Source organism: Flavobacterium sp. (genome assembly GCF_047602195.1).
Classification (GTDB): domain Bacteria; phylum Bacteroidota; class Bacteroidia; order Flavobacteriales; family Flavobacteriaceae; genus Flavobacterium.
On record NZ_JASGHW010000002.1, the window covers coordinates 257,828 to 271,353 of the forward strand.

Consider the following 13,526-nt stretch of genomic DNA (forward strand, 5'->3'; position numbering starts at 1 on the left):
TTATTCGTCTCTAAGTGCTACAATGGGTTTGATTTTGGCGGCGCGGTAGGCCGGAAAAAATCCCGCCAAGGCTCCGGCAAAAATGAGCAGGAACAAGGTCGTCAGCGCCACGTTGAAATCGACCGATGGATTGAGGAAAAATTCGCTGTCCACGTTCGGGCCGACGAGTTCGAGCAATGCCAAACTCATCAACAAGCCGACAAATCCGGCAATCGTCGTGATGAAAATCGATTCGTGCAGGATCATCCCGATGATGGAAATCGGAGACGCGCCCAACGCTTTCCGGATGCCAATTTCCTTGGTCCTTTCCTTGACGATAATGAGCATGATGTTACTCACGCCTACGACACCCGCGATGATGGTACAAATTCCGACCCACCAGAAAAACAACCGGATGTATAAATTCAAATCGTAAAATTGCTTCGCATCTTTGACCGAATTGTGGATACCAAGTCCGCCTTCGTCATCGGGTGCGATCATGTTTTTGCTTTTGAGCAATTGGGTCAGCCCGGCTTCAAAGTTATTGGCTTCGGCGAGCATGTCGTCGTAGTTGTCCTTTTTCTTCATGACATAGAACAGCGAACTGATCTTGTCGCCCGCGCCATAGGCTTTCTGTACCGTAGTCAGCGGCATGTAAACACGTGTTTCTTCGCGTTCGCCAGCCGGATCGGTAAATACGCCAACCACTCGAAAACTGATGCCGTTGACTTGGATTTCTTTGCCCAATGGTGATTCGCCCTTGAACAAATCCTGCTTGAGTTTCATCCCGATCGTACAGACTTTCTCGTTGTGGATCATGTCGTTGTGGTTGATCCAACGGCCTTCGGCCATGGTCGCATTTTCGATGAACTGGTAATCCGGATAGACGCCGCGATAGGTATAATTGCCGGTTTCCTTTCCGTAGGTCACCACACCGCTCCACTGGTTGTAGCTCGAGCCTTTGTATTTGAGTTTGTCGTCGTATTTCTGTAGCGAAGCTTCGTAATCGCTGTTGCGGAATTGGATCTGGCGTCCCGGATTGAGCCCTTTGTATTCTTTGGTCGTCGTTCCGCTCCAGACCTCGATGATTCCGGCTGCATCGCGTTCGAATTGTTTTTCGATACCATTCTGCAAACCCCGGCCCACACCGAGTAAAATCACGAGGATGAAAATGCCCGAAGCGACGGAAATCCCGGTCAGGAAAGTCCGCAGCTTGTTCTTGGCAATCGCCTCGAAGATTTCCTGCCAGCGTTCGATGTTAAACATAAGCCGTCGCCCTTACTTGTTCTACCATTTTATCGTCGATGATGAGGCCGTCCTTGAGCAAAACGTTGCGTTTGCACATGGCCGCGATATCGGGTTCGTGGGTAACGATGAGTATCGTTTTGCCTTCGTCATTGATGCCCTGGATCAGTTCCATGACCTCATACGAAGTTTTGGTATCCAATGCTCCGGTGGGTTCATCGGCGAGCAATACTTTTGGGTTCGAGGCCAAGGCGCGCGCAATCGCTACACGTTGTTTCTGCCCGCCCGACAGTTCGTTGGGCAAATGGTGTGAATGGGTCGCCAATCCGACTTTCTCGAGGTAATGCATCGCAATCTCGTTGCGTTCCTTTCGGCGGATGCCTTGATAATAGAGCGGCATCGCGACATTGTCGAGGGCACTTTTGTAATTGATCAGGTTGAACGACTGGAATACGAAACCGAGGAATTTATTGCGGTAACGCGAAGCGATGGTTTCGTTAAGGTTTTTGATCGGGACATTGTCGAGCAGGTAACTGCCCGAATCGGCTTCGTCGAGAATACCGAGAATATTGAGCAGCGTCGATTTTCCGGAACCCGAAGACCCCATAATGGCGACGAGTTCGCCTTCCTTAATATTGAAATTGATGCCTTTCAAGACGTGAAGTGATGAATTTCCCATCTTGTAGGACTTGTGCAAGTCGGTGATTTCGATCATGATTGATGTTTTGGCTAAACAATATTAACTATTCTTAAAAGAAATTTTAATAAGAAAAAGTTAATAGTCTACCCTGTTCTGCGTTATAAGACCGTATGCTGGTGAAATTGTTACAGCCCGTCTTGAATTCCCGAACGTTTGATTAATTTTGTTCCATCAATTTTAAATCCGATGAAAAAAATCCTTTGCCTGTTGTCTATTTCGATATTGATTTCAAGCTGTGCTTCCACCCAAAAAATCGAAGCGCTCAAACCCGAACCCGACGACGCCGAACCGTTGTTGTACGACAACGCCGTTTCATTCATCAGCATTCCGGTCGTGGCCAAGCTCAAGGACATCGAGAACCAGACCAACAAGGTTTTGAACGGGCTCATCTACGAAGACAAGAACATCGCCGACGACGACATCGAAATCAATATCTGGAAACAGGCACCGATTACCTTGACCAATGAAAAAGGAAAAATCAAGACCGTTTTGCCGCTCAAGGCGTTCGTGAAATACCGCATCGGGACGAACAAGCTCGGCATCGATTTGTACAACGTCAAGGAATTCAATTTCAACGGCAACGTCGTTTTGCTCAGCGATGTGGGACTGACCAACTGGAAGCTCAAGACCAACACCGAATTCAAGTCGATCAACTGGAACGAAAGCCCGTCGGTCAATGTCATGGGCAAGGCCGTGCCGATCACTTATGCCATCAATCCGGCCATCCAATTGTTCAAATCGGATATCGAAAAAAGCATCGACGAGGCCATCGCCAAATCGATGGATTTCAAATCGAACGTGCTCGATGCGCTCGACAAAATCTGCACGCCGTTCCAGATGAGCGAAACCTACGACACCTGGCTGCGCATTTCCCCGACCGAATTGTACACCACCGAAGCCAAGCTGCAACAGGATAAAATCATGTTCGACATGGGCCTCAAATGCACGATCGAAACGCTCGTCGGACAAAAGGCGGCCAAAAATTTCCTGCGCTCCGATATCGTACTCAAGCCCGTGGCCAAAATGCCCGACCATATTTCGGCCAATGTCGTGGCGGTATCGACCTATGCCGATGCGTCAAAAATCATGACCAAGAATTTTGCGGGACAGGAATTCGGTTCGGGCAGCAAAAAGGTGAAAGTGCAAAGCGTCGAGATCTGGCAGAAAGAAGGCAAGATGATCATTGCTTTGGACATGCTCGGCAGTTTGAACGGAAAAGTGTATTTGTCGGGCATTCCACAATACAACGAACAGACGAAAGAAATTTATTTCGACAAACTCGATTATGTACTCGATACCAAAGGCCGACTCACGCGTACGGCGAATTGGCTCCTGCAAGGTTATGTTTTGAGAAAAATGCAGGAAATGTGTCGCTATTCGATCCAACCGAACCTCGAAGAAGGCAAAGCAAACCTGCTCAAATACATGAAAAATTATTCGCCGATGCCGGGTGTTTTCATCAATGGCAATGTGGGCGACATCCAATTCCAGAAAATCCAGTTGACCAATAAGGCCATCATCGCGTTTGTCAAGATTACCGGCGATGTGAGCGTGACCGTTGACGGACTCAAATAATTAAGCCTCTTTCGCTTTCTTGCGCATGCGGTAAATCGCAAAGCCAATCACACCGACCAACAGATACGGAATCACCATCAGGTAAACGATACCGTCGTTGACCGCCTCGGCTTTGGTCGTATTGCCTTCGCTTTCGATGGCCGCGCGGCACATGGCACACTGGCCGTAGGAGGAGACTGTGTAGAGCCAGGAACCAAGAACCAAGACGACTGTCCTAAGTGAATGTCTTTTTTTTCCAAAAGACTGTCTTGGCTCTTGGCTCTTGGCTCTATTTTCTGGATTAATGTGCATAATAAGGGGAAATCATCAAATAAACCACTACGCCCGTAACGGCGACATACAACCAAATCGGAAAGGTAATTTTGGCCAACTTGCGGTGTCGGTCAAACGTTTGGGCCAGTGCGCGCACATAGGTAATCAGCACCAACGGAATGATGGCGATCGACAGCAAAATGTGCGTAAACAAAATAAACAAATACAAACCGCGTGTCATGCCGACGGTAGACTTTTCTGAATCGCTTAAAATCCCATCGTGGTTCGTATCGCCATAAACCGCCGAATCGGCAGTCATGTGGTACGCGACATACATCACCAAAAACGCCACCGAAAGACAAATCGCAAACGTCATCAATTTTTCATGTGCTTTCTGGTTGCCATTCTTAATCGCGCGAACGGCTACAACCAATACCACCGCGGTCATCCCATTGATGGTCGCATAAATGGGCGGCAGGAAGGATAACGGCTCGACGTCGTAGCCAAAATCCTTGAGCTTGACGCCAAAAAGAATCGCCACCACGACCGGAATAATGATCGAAACGGCAATGATGAACTTGTTGAATTTTTTTTCGAGACCGTGGTCAGGGGTAGTTTGTTCCATGTTATTCTTCGAGTAATTTGGCGATGTCCTGTTGGATGGCCTTGACGCCTTCTTTTTCAATCCCGTCGTAATACGGAATCGGGTTGTTGTATTCGTCGATGCGGCAACGGATGTTTCCTTTCTTGTCGATCAAGGCAAACATGCCCGAATGCTCAAAACCGCCATTGGCTTTGCTGTTTTCACCCGCATAAAGGTTAAACCCTTTGTTCGAGATGTCGTAAATGTATTTCTTGTCGCCGGTCAGGAAATGCCAGTTCGATGATTTGGCCCCGATGATTTCGGCGTGGTCTTTCAGTACTTTTTGCGTGTCGTGTTCGGGGTCGATCGTAATCGAAACGAACGCCACATTCGGATTGCCAAAAAACTTGTTTTGGATGTCTACCAGGTTCATGTTCATCTTCGGGCAAATCGTCGGGCAAGTCGTAAAGAAAAACTCGAGCACGTATACTTTTCCGCGGAGATCGGTATCCGAAATCGTTTTGCCGTTCTGATCGGTCAGCTTGAACGTGGGAACCGAGCCCATCGTAAACAATTGCTCGGTTTCCTTTCCATGGTTGGAAACCTGATCGAGCCGGTCGCCCTTAACGATGGCGTCGCCTTTGATGCGGTTGACGATTTTCGGAACGAAAATAATCCCGAAGACCAGGATCACGAGTGAAATCCCGATGTATGATTTGTTCTTCATTTTAAATCTCTCTTTTGGTCGCGTTGTTGTTTTTCTTGAGCGCGGCGCGGTATTCATAAAGGACGACCTTGAAATCGTCGAGCATTTCGTTGCTGAGTTCGGCTGGGTGGAACGTGTTGTAGCCTTCCTTGTATTCCTCGCCGGTACGGCCACGCAGGTTTCTTTCCTTGTCGATGATGTAAATATCGGGCGTTCCGAAATTAGCTCCGAGTTGGCCTTGCAGCTTCAGTTGTTTGTGGTAGGCTTGGATTTCCTCGGGTGTGGCGAAAACGAATTGCCAGCGTGACATGTCGGTCGTGGCTTGCATGGCTGTCCAGATACTTTGGGCGGCCGCTTCGGTTCCTATCGGACAGACATAAACGAATTGCAGGTCGGTGAATTCGTGGTAACGCAAATACACTTTCTGTTGCAGGTTGAACAGGTTGCCGCGGTTTTGCAATACATCGGTACCGCCGAAGCCTAAAATCGTAATTTTTTGATCGAGCGAGACTTTGTCACCGCTCAGTGAATGCCAATTACCGAGGTCGGCTACTTGGGGCGTAATCGTAGGCAAATGGGTAAATCCGTTGACGCCCGAGGCAAAAAAAAGATACGCAACGATGGGAACGATAAAAAGCGTAAAAAGGACTAAGGTTTTTTTCATGGCACGCTGCGTTTAGTGCGGTACAAAAATAAAAAAAGACGGTCGTAAAACCGTCTTTTTTCTGAATTAATATGTTGTTAAAAATTCCACTTGATGGTTGAATCTTTAAACACCTCGAATATATAATCAGCCTCCACCAAAAGGATGAAGAGTAGATATAAAACCAAGAAAATAACCGGAGAGACAACCGCCCATTTAAGACCGGTAGTTTCGCCTTCCATGTGCATGAACGCCCAGATGATGTAATAAGCCTTAAAAATGGTCAGGATGATGAAGATCCAGTTGAGCAAATTCATGCTCAAGAAGTTGGTCATGTGCAAAGCGTCCGGCTTTACAATACCCAGGATAACTTCTACTGTGGTGACTACGGATAACAAACCGAAGACAAACCAGATTCTTTTTGTATTTGATGCGTGTTCGTGTGACATAACTGTAAATGCTTTTGTAGATTAAACCAAGTAGAAGAAGGTAAATACGAATACCCAAACCAAGTCGACAAAGTGCCAATAGAGCCCGACTTTCTCTACCATTTCATAGTTCCTTCTCTTTTCGTAAGTTCCCAAAAGAACGTTCAAGAAAATGATGAAGTTGATGATGACCCCAGAAAATACGTGGAAACCGTGGAATCCTGTGATGAAGAAAAAGAAATCAGCGAACAATTTACTGCCGTATTCGTTGCGGGTCAGGTTTGCGCCTTCCACCACCAAGTGACCGTTGGCCAGGAACTTTTCTGAAGCTTCACGCGTCAAAACCGTTTTGTGTTTGTGGTGGCTCAAGCTGTGGTCGATGTCTTTGTTGGCTTTGGCCGCCGCATCGTCTTTGTACAATACTTCGGTTCTTACGCGAACATTCGGATGCGCCTTGAAACCAGCCTGTACTTCAGCGAGTGAATAGGTTGTGAGACTGCCTTCGGATTGGAACCAGGTACCACGGCTACGCGTCAACTGCGCCCTTTCTTCTGGCAATTCGACCGCGAAATCGGCCAAGGCCAAACGCTTTCCGTGGTCGTCAACGAATTGGAGCAAGCTACCGCCTTTGGTTTCGACCGCGCCATATTCGCCCTTGATGAAGTTTTTCCACTCCCAAGCCTGTGAGCCCACGAAGATCAAACCACCGATGATGGTCAGGAACATATAGAAAGTCACTTTCTTCTTGTCCATGTGGTGTCCTGCGTCTACGGCAAGTACCATCGTTACGGACGAGAAGATCAAGATAAAGGTCATCAATGCCACATAGTACATTGGTGCCGAAACGCCGTGCATGAACGGGAAGTGCGTGAACACCTCGTCCGGCAATGGCCATGTTTCAATAAACTTAAATCTTGAGAAACCGTAAGCGGCAAGGAATCCGGAGAAGGTTAAGGCATCCGAAACGATGAAAAACCACATCATTAACTTGCCATAATTGGCGCCTAATGGTTCGTTTCCGCCACCCCAGGTTTTGTGTTGACTGTCTGTATGAGCTGTCGCTTCCATAAAAGTTATTCGTTAAAAAGTTCCCAAATTTACGTTTTTTTTTATTTAAAGAAATATAAAAATAAAAACAAATATACCCACAACAAATCAAGGAAGTGCCAATACATTGCACCAAGCTCTATTCCAAGGGTTTGACGGGAGTTGTATTTTTGTTTAAAATGATTATAAATTATGATCAAAAGCGAAATCATCCCGCCCGCAAGGTGCGCCAAATGGGCAATCGTGACCACATAGAGAAACGTCGTCGTGATATTGCTTTCGCTTCCAGTGAAATAATAACCTTGTTGGATGATGGCATCAAAACCCGCAAATTGCAGGAATACAAATGCCGTCCCAAGCACCAAAGTGGCCAGCAACCACAACGTCACCCCACCGCGGTTGTCTTTCTTCACCGCGAGTTTGGCCAAATGAAACGTCACGCTGCAACCAATGATCACGGCCGTACTGATAAAAAATGCGACCGGCATCTGGAAATTCTGCAACCAGTCGGCGCGGCTCTTGCTGATCACAAAAGCACTCGTCAATCCGGCAAACATCATCGTCATGCTCACCATCGCAAACAGCAACAGCAATTTATAAGAACGGTCTGAACGCGACTTGTGCTCCTCAACGGTCATGGTAGATTGTGCTCTCATCTGAAAAATTTATCTAAAATATAAACGATTTGTAACAAGGTAATGTAGGAAACGCTCACGAGCATGAGCGTCTTGGCCGCCTTTGCAGTGCGTTGCTTGTATAATCGGACGGCGAAAAACAACATCCACAAGCCGAGCAGCAAAACCACCACCGCAGAAATTGGCGTAATGAATAATTTTCCGGTATAGCCCAGCATCGGCAACAGCGAAGCAATGATCAGCCAAACCGTATACAAAATCGTTTGGAGTGCCGTCGAACGGTCTTTCTTGCCCGAAGGCAACATGAAAAATCCGGCTTTTTCGTAATCTTCATACAAAAACCAACCGATGGACCAAAAATGCGGGAACTGCCAAAAGAACTGGACCAAAAACAAGGTTCCGGCCTCGATCCCGAAATCATCGGTAGCGGCCACCCAGCCCAGCATAAACGGGATCGCTCCCGGAAACGCACCCACAAAAACCGACAAAGGCGTCATCGTTTTCAAAGGCGTATACACGCTCGTGTAAAGAAAAATCGAAATCGCGCCGAACATGGCCGTTTTGGGATTGATCATGTACAGCAAAACCAAACCGATGATCGTGAGCAGACTCGCAATAAACAAAGCGACATTGGGTGTCATCCTGCCCGAAGGGACCGGACGGTTCTTGGTGCGGTCCATCATCGCGTCGAGGTCTTTCTCGATGACCTGGTTGAACGCATTCGAAGCGCCCACCATACAATAACCGCCCACCATGAGCATGAGCAAAGTCAACCAACTGAACGGATGCGCGGCATCAAAACCGAGCAAATACCCCGCAATCGACGAGAACAATACGCTGATCGCCAATCCTGCCTTGGTGATTTCTTTAAAATCGGTGAAAATGGATTTTACAGAGAAGGAATTTCCGGTTGCGCTCAAAACGGTTTCATTAGTGGCGCAAAGGTAATTTATAGAAAGCGATTGGACAAGCAAATTTCAGGAAAAGGCAACCGATTTATTTGATTCCCAATTGGCCGAAAATCAACGAAATCACTTTTTCAGGCGCGACAAAATCGTTATAATAGGCAATCGACGCGCGTTCAAGCTTCACTTTGAGTTCGGGATTATCGAGCAGCAACCGGATTTTGTGTTCCATATCGCTTTGCGTTCCGTCGGTCAGAAGGAAATCTTCGCCGTCAACGAGGTTCTTGGGAAGTTTGCGCGCCAACGGTGTCGAAATGATCGCCTTGTTCAATGCCATGAATTCGCCAAGCTTCCAACCGTGGCATTGCAAAACGGCGGGCGTATTGAAAACGGCCATCGAGTCACGCAATTTGTCAAAATACTCCGACTCACCGATGCGGCCCGAAAGGGTCAAGTCTTCATAACCCGGTACATCGTTTCGCGTTCGGGGTGCAAATCCACCTTCGAAATTCGGACCGAGGATTTTTTGGCAAGCGCGGATGAAATTCGCACGGAAAGCATTGGTTTCGGGCTCCGATTTCCAGAGCGAAGAAGCAAAAAACACATAATCGTTGCTCGATTTCTTATCATTTCGGTAGTGCCCAATCGAAAAACGCAGGCGCTGGGAATTGTAGTTGGCAAAGAAAGTCTTGGTGTTGGGAATTCTGTGCTTGGCCTTGAGAAAATTGACGATGGAATAAAAGACCGTCCCCACAGGCGAAAATGTACGGATCCCGAAACTCGGTCCGATGGAAAACAACTTTTCGTACCGGTCCGCATCGGCGAAATCAATGTTCACTTTCGCATACAAATCGCACCATTCATAAGCCTTGCTGTCGATCGACCAGCCATCGGCAAAATCGATGATAATTTTCGACAAACCGTTTTGATGCGCTACAACCAGTGGAAAATAGTGGTTATTGAGCTCGAATTGTCCGAAATAGGACGAGGTAAATTGTGGCATGCCGCCCGTGAATCGCCGAATGCCTTCCACATAAAAAGAGGCATATTTGATGTCGCAAGCTGCGTCAACATAAACTTTCATCCTAATAGTCGTAATACCAGTTAAAGATATCGCTTCGGATTCCGACAGAAACCCAATTGGTCGTCTCCTTGAAATTTTCCAATGTATTGACCAAAGGATCAAAATTCCTGTGGATGTAACTCGCAAACACTTTCAAATTGGTCGCAGGATTCACGAGATAACCCGCCTGGACATCGGCTATGAAAATACTCGTTTTGTTTCCTTGCCCGATGGTCACGCCTTTGTCGCGTGCACGGCCTTCGTCATAATCGCGGTAGATGTTGCCGCCGTAATTGAGTGTATCGGTGGCCGTATTGAAATCGAGTCCGCGTGTCCCGATCGTGAATTTCATATCGGCAAAATAACGCCCTTTGTGGTAACGAGCAATCGCGATGATTTCCCTGAAATTGCCGCCCCATTGGTGTCCGAGGCTTTGGTTGCTGTGCGCATAATTCGTCAACGGGTCGCTGTGCGCGTACACATACGGACGCACATGGTTGTATTCGGCTTGAACCAAAAGATTTTCGATGTTGAAGGCGTTGAAATATTTGACCCCGACCTGATAACCGAATTTGTTCTTCCAACTCTTGTCGCCACTTTTGATGTCGCCGAGCGAGAATTCATCGAGCAAAAACTGCGTGTAAAAATTGATCTGGTTGTTGATTTTGTACTTTCCGGTGAGCCCCAACAATGCATTTCCGCTTCGTGCCGATGATGCAAATTCGACCGAGCGGTAAAAAATAATCGGATTCAGGAAACTCGCATCAAAGCCACGTCCGTTCGTGTTGGCCCAAACCACCGATTCGAAAAACCCGATATTGAGTCTTTTCGATGCATTCCAACTCAGGTAATGGTTGGCCATGAACTTGGTTTTGTAGGTACGGTCTTCTGTGACTTCCGGACGCACATCTTTCAAAAACAAATAAGTATTGGTGTACTTGATTTTCCAGAACGTCGTATTGAGCTTGAAATACGGATACGGACTCACGCCGTCGGTCGTAATGAGCGAACGGTAACCGTCCCCGATGAAATTGCGGCCATAGCCCATCTGGATGTTGAACCAAGTGGTCGGCGCATAAGTAATGTTGGCTTCCGCCGACGGGATGTCATACGAATCGGTCCCGAAATCCTTGGCCACGCCGACACCCGGAACAATGGCCGGATCGCTTCCCGATTGCGAACGGATCGATTCGGCGTAGCGGTTGTAATAGCCTGCGAAACGGCCCTGGGTTTCATAAATCGTCGTCGTGAAGTTGACATCCTTGCCCAATCCACCTTGGATTTGCAAGGCACGTGTATTGAGGTACGTGCTGCGCGATTCGCGTCCTTTGGCCCGTCCGATCTGTAAATCGAACACAGGATTGACCGTAAACCAATAACCTTCGCCTTGGATCTGCACCGTGTTTTCATTCCACAGTTTGCGCCCGAACCAACTGGTTTTGCTTTTCATGAGTTTTTCGTTGGCCTCGCGCAGGTTGTAATAACGCGCCACCTCCTTGTACGTATACGGTTTCGAAGCCGTATGGTTGTTGGCTCCGACCTGGTTCATCGCATCGTCGAACTGCGCATAATAACTGTGCGAAAACGGGATATTGAGGTTGCTTTCAAACTTGGGTTCGTTGAACTTGTGGTATTTGATGCTGTCGTATTCCGACAATTCATTGTGTCGGTTTCTCGTGTAATTGGTGGCGGCGAATTGCTTTTCTTCCTCGATTTTCTTGGCGTTTTCTTCGGCAATCTGCGCAGATGTTTGGAGCGGGATGGCAATCTTGATCGTGTATTTCACATAAGCCGGGTTGCCGTTGTACGTCGCCGGGCCAACCTTTGGAAATTGGGTAAAGACGCGACGTCCTTCCTGCGATAGCTTTTCATTGGGCGCATCGACATAAATCGGCTTGAAATTTCCTTCGGCGTCGACTTCAAAAAGCACAATCACCGACCCTTTGAAATCTTTCTCCAAATCAGCCGGCACTTTGAAATTGTGGTACACGAAATCCTGCACTTGAGCGTAAAAACAGGTTTCGAGCGCCTTGCCTTTTTGGCCTTGGCAATTCGGGAAAACAGGAAATTGTTCGCTGGCTTGGCCCACGAGCTGCGCCTTGGCGGAAAAAATCCCTGCAGTTAAAAGCAAAACCGAAATAAGTTGTCTCATATTTTTTTCTGTAACATTAATAAATGCTGTCGGAAACCTGTCCGTTGGCAATGGCTTTGGCCGAAGATGTCCCGATGCGTTTGACCCCGAGCTGGATCATCTGGACCGCCTCCTCGTAAGTGCGCACACCACCAGCCGCCTTGACCGGAAGCGGCGAGGCATTTTCGAGCATCATGATGATGGTTTCTACGGTAGCCCCGTTGGGCTGATTGTCTGCGGTCTGGTAAAAACCGGTCGACGATTTGACGAAAACCTGGTCGTAGCAATCTTCCTTAAAATTGCCGACGACTACGTTTTTGATCAACGTGGAAAGTTGGACAATCTGTTGCGGATTGAGCGCCGCTACTTCGATGATCCATTTGACAATCTTGTGGTTTTCGAGTCCGATCTGTGTGCCTTTGAGGATTTCCTCCTTGACCAAACCGATTTCGCCTTTCTTAAACGCTTCGTAATTGCAAACAAAATCGAGGTCATCGGCCCCATCGGCAATCGCTTGCTTGGCTTCGGCTAACTTTTGCTCGATCGGCGAACGGCCTTCGGGAAAATCAATGACCGTCCCGATGGTCACCTTGGATTTGGCCGCGGCAATCATTTCTTTGGCCATCGCTACCCGTTCCGGACGGATCATGATGAGCTTGAACTGCTCATCGATCGCCTCCTGGATGAATTTTTGGGCGACTGCTGCATTCTCCGTTTCGCTGAGGCCAGCCTGGCCTGCGGTCTTGAGATAAGTCGAATCGAGATACTGTTTGATCTTCATGCGATAAAAATAAAAAAATCCCACCGAAGTGGGACATATTTCTGTTTTAATTGTACGCTTTTCTTTTGCGCAGTTTTTCGTAAGCCAAAATGACCATCACCGCGAGTAAAGCGCCAGTAATGTTGGCGAGGACATCTTTGAGGTCGGCCTTGCGGGTTTGGGTGAAAAGCCCCTGCATGATTTCGATCAGGATGCCATAGGCCACCGATGCGAAAAAAGCCTTGGCCAACGCCCTGCCATTTTGGAACCGCAAGTACAAAAACCACAATCCGGTAAACACCAAATGAAACACGGCGTGCACATATTTATCGGCTCCGGTGAGTTTGACCGTGGGCAATTTCTTGAAACTGACCAGGCACAGCACCGCAATGACCAGTGTCCAAACAATGGCCAGTGTGAGCCAAAAATGTTTATGCGCCAATAAGTTCTTTGTAGGCATCGGCTGAAAGTAAAGCATCAAAATCTGCCGCGTTGCTTACCTTCACTTTGATCATCCAACCTTTTCCGTAAGGATCGGTGTTGACGGTTTCAGGAGCAGTTTCGAGTTCTTCATTGAATTCGATGATTTCCCCAGCCAAAGGCAGGAACAAATCGGATACGGTTTTTACCGCTTCTACGGTGCCGAAAACAACATCTTTGTCGAGGGTTTGGTCGAGCGTTTCCACTTCGACATAAACGATATCGCCGAGTTCTTTTTGTGCGAAATCGGTGATTCCCACTGTAGCGATGTCTCCGTCGAGGGCCACCCATTCGTGGTCTTTGGTGTACTTTAAATTAGCTGGTATGTTCATTTTAGTGAGTTATTTTGTTCAAGGCAAATGTAACGCTTGCCTAGCTCATTTTAAAATTTTTG

General features: G+C 47.6%; 16 protein-coding genes. 1 reads left to right on the forward strand and 15 read right to left on the reverse strand.

Annotated features, from left to right (window positions below; all coding sequences use genetic code 11):
• Complete coding sequence (locus QM717_RS02140; protein WP_415034367.1) at nucleotides 1–1,245, reverse strand: ABC transporter permease; 1,245 nt, start codon at nucleotides 1,243–1,245, stop codon at nucleotides 1–3.
• Entirely contained in the window at nucleotides 1,238–1,939 is a 702-nt protein-coding gene (locus QM717_RS02145) for an ABC transporter ATP-binding protein (protein ID WP_415034369.1), read from the reverse strand. The genes QM717_RS02140 and QM717_RS02145 overlap by 8 nt, the downstream gene beginning before the upstream one ends.
• 171 nt (nucleotides 1,940–2,110) lie before the next feature.
• Between QM717_RS02145 and QM717_RS02150 the strand changes: the two genes are divergently transcribed.
• Nucleotides 2,111–3,499 carry a DUF4403 family protein gene (locus tag QM717_RS02150; RefSeq protein ID WP_415034371.1) on the forward strand — a complete coding sequence of 463 codons (1,389 nt, stop codon included), beginning with the start codon at nucleotides 2,111–2,113 and terminating at the stop codon, nucleotides 3,497–3,499.
• On the opposite strand, the gene QM717_RS02155 is transcribed toward QM717_RS02150, so the two are convergent.
• From QM717_RS02155 to gcvH, 13 genes are all read right to left on the reverse strand, one after another.
• The gene (locus tag QM717_RS02155; RefSeq protein ID WP_415034373.1) at nucleotides 3,500–3,703 is read right to left on the reverse strand and encodes a hypothetical protein; all 204 of its coding nucleotides are present in this window, start codon (nucleotides 3,701–3,703) and stop codon (nucleotides 3,500–3,502) included.
• Nucleotides 3,704–3,779: 76 nt separating this feature from the next.
• Entirely contained in the window at nucleotides 3,780–4,376 is a 597-nt protein-coding gene (locus tag QM717_RS02160; protein ID WP_415034375.1) for a DUF420 domain-containing protein, read from the reverse strand.
• Between the two features lies 1 nt (nucleotide 4,377).
• Nucleotides 4,378–5,061, reverse strand: a complete 684-nt coding sequence (locus QM717_RS02165) for an SCO family protein (protein WP_415034377.1) — start codon at nucleotides 5,059–5,061, stop codon at nucleotides 4,378–4,380.
• A gap of 1 nt (nucleotide 5,062) precedes the next feature.
• Nucleotides 5,063–5,704 (reverse strand): hypothetical protein, encoded by a 642-nt coding sequence (locus QM717_RS02170; protein ID WP_415034379.1) that lies wholly within the window; start codon nucleotides 5,702–5,704, stop codon nucleotides 5,063–5,065.
• 77 nt (nucleotides 5,705–5,781) lie between these two features.
• Nucleotides 5,782–6,132, reverse strand: a complete 351-nt coding sequence (locus tag QM717_RS02175) for a cytochrome C oxidase subunit IV family protein (RefSeq protein ID WP_415034381.1) — start codon at nucleotides 6,130–6,132, stop codon at nucleotides 5,782–5,784.
• Between the two features lie 21 nt (nucleotides 6,133–6,153).
• Nucleotides 6,154–7,179 carry a cytochrome c oxidase subunit 3 gene (locus tag QM717_RS02180; protein ID WP_415034383.1) on the reverse strand — a complete coding sequence of 342 codons (1,026 nt, stop codon included), beginning with the start codon at nucleotides 7,177–7,179 and terminating at the stop codon, nucleotides 6,154–6,156.
• Nucleotides 7,180–7,220: 41 nt separating this feature from the next.
• A complete protein-coding gene (locus tag QM717_RS02185; protein ID WP_415034385.1) occupies nucleotides 7,221–7,814 on the reverse strand; it encodes a cytochrome c oxidase subunit 3 in 594 nt (197 codons plus the stop codon).
• Complete coding sequence (gene cyoE / locus QM717_RS02190) at nucleotides 7,811–8,713, reverse strand: heme o synthase (protein WP_415034387.1); 903 nt, start codon at nucleotides 8,711–8,713, stop codon at nucleotides 7,811–7,813. Before cyoE ends, QM717_RS02185 begins: the two co-directional genes overlap by 4 nt.
• A gap of 76 nt (nucleotides 8,714–8,789) precedes the next feature.
• Nucleotides 8,790–9,782 (reverse strand): hypothetical protein, encoded by a 993-nt coding sequence (locus QM717_RS02195; protein ID WP_415034389.1) that lies wholly within the window; start codon nucleotides 9,780–9,782, stop codon nucleotides 8,790–8,792.
• A gap of 1 nt (nucleotide 9,783) precedes the next feature.
• A complete protein-coding gene (locus QM717_RS02200; protein WP_415034391.1) occupies nucleotides 9,784–11,913 on the reverse strand; it encodes a gliding motility protein RemB in 2,130 nt (709 codons plus the stop codon).
• Nucleotides 11,914–11,929: 16 nt separating this feature from the next.
• A complete protein-coding gene (deoC, locus tag QM717_RS02205; RefSeq protein ID WP_415034393.1) occupies nucleotides 11,930–12,673 on the reverse strand; it encodes a deoxyribose-phosphate aldolase in 744 nt (247 codons plus the stop codon).
• A 46-nt stretch (nucleotides 12,674–12,719) separates the two neighbouring features.
• The gene (locus QM717_RS02210; protein WP_415034395.1) at nucleotides 12,720–13,112 is read right to left on the reverse strand and encodes a VanZ family protein; all 393 of its coding nucleotides are present in this window, start codon (nucleotides 13,110–13,112) and stop codon (nucleotides 12,720–12,722) included.
• Nucleotides 13,084–13,464 carry a glycine cleavage system protein GcvH gene (gene gcvH / locus QM717_RS02215; RefSeq protein WP_415034397.1) on the reverse strand — a complete coding sequence of 127 codons (381 nt, stop codon included), beginning with the start codon at nucleotides 13,462–13,464 and terminating at the stop codon, nucleotides 13,084–13,086. The genes QM717_RS02210 and gcvH overlap by 29 nt, the downstream gene beginning before the upstream one ends.
• Between the last annotated feature and the right edge of the window lie 62 nt (nucleotides 13,465–13,526).

Excerpts from the sequence above, each read along its gene's own strand:
- QM717_RS02140 (WP_415034367.1), bottom strand. The coding sequence starts at position 1,245 with ATGTTTAACATCGAACGCTGGCAGGAAATCTTCGAGGCGATTGCCAAG.
- QM717_RS02145 (WP_415034369.1), bottom strand. The coding sequence starts at position 1,939 with ATGATCGAAATCACCGACTTGCACAAGTCCTACAAGATGGGAAATTCA.
- QM717_RS02150 (WP_415034371.1), top strand. The coding sequence starts at position 2,111 with ATGAAAAAAATCCTTTGCCTGTTGTCTATTTCGATATTGATTTCAAGC.
- QM717_RS02160 (WP_415034375.1), bottom strand. The coding sequence starts at position 4,376 with ATGGAACAAACTACCCCTGACCACGGTCTCGAAAAAAAATTCAACAAG.
- QM717_RS02165 (WP_415034377.1), bottom strand. The coding sequence starts at position 5,061 with ATGAAGAACAAATCATACATCGGGATTTCACTCGTGATCCTGGTCTTC.
- QM717_RS02170 (WP_415034379.1), bottom strand. The coding sequence starts at position 5,704 with ATGAAAAAAACCTTAGTCCTTTTTACGCTTTTTATCGTTCCCATCGTT.
- QM717_RS02175 (WP_415034381.1), bottom strand. The coding sequence starts at position 6,132 with ATGTCACACGAACACGCATCAAATACAAAAAGAATCTGGTTTGTCTTC.
- QM717_RS02180 (WP_415034383.1), bottom strand. The coding sequence starts at position 7,179 with ATGGAAGCGACAGCTCATACAGACAGTCAACACAAAACCTGGGGTGGC.
- QM717_RS02185 (WP_415034385.1), bottom strand. The coding sequence starts at position 7,814 with ATGAGAGCACAATCTACCATGACCGTTGAGGAGCACAAGTCGCGTTCA.
- QM717_RS02195 (WP_415034389.1), bottom strand. The coding sequence starts at position 9,782 with ATGAAAGTTTATGTTGACGCAGCTTGCGACATCAAATATGCCTCTTTT.
- QM717_RS02200 (WP_415034391.1), bottom strand. The coding sequence starts at position 11,913 with ATGAGACAACTTATTTCGGTTTTGCTTTTAACTGCAGGGATTTTTTCC.
- deoC (WP_415034393.1), bottom strand. The coding sequence starts at position 12,673 with ATGAAGATCAAACAGTATCTCGATTCGACTTATCTCAAGACCGCAGGC.
- QM717_RS02210 (WP_415034395.1), bottom strand. The coding sequence starts at position 13,112 with ATGCCTACAAAGAACTTATTGGCGCATAAACATTTTTGGCTCACACTG.
- gcvH (WP_415034397.1), bottom strand. The coding sequence starts at position 13,464 with ATGAACATACCAGCTAATTTAAAGTACACCAAAGACCACGAATGGGTG.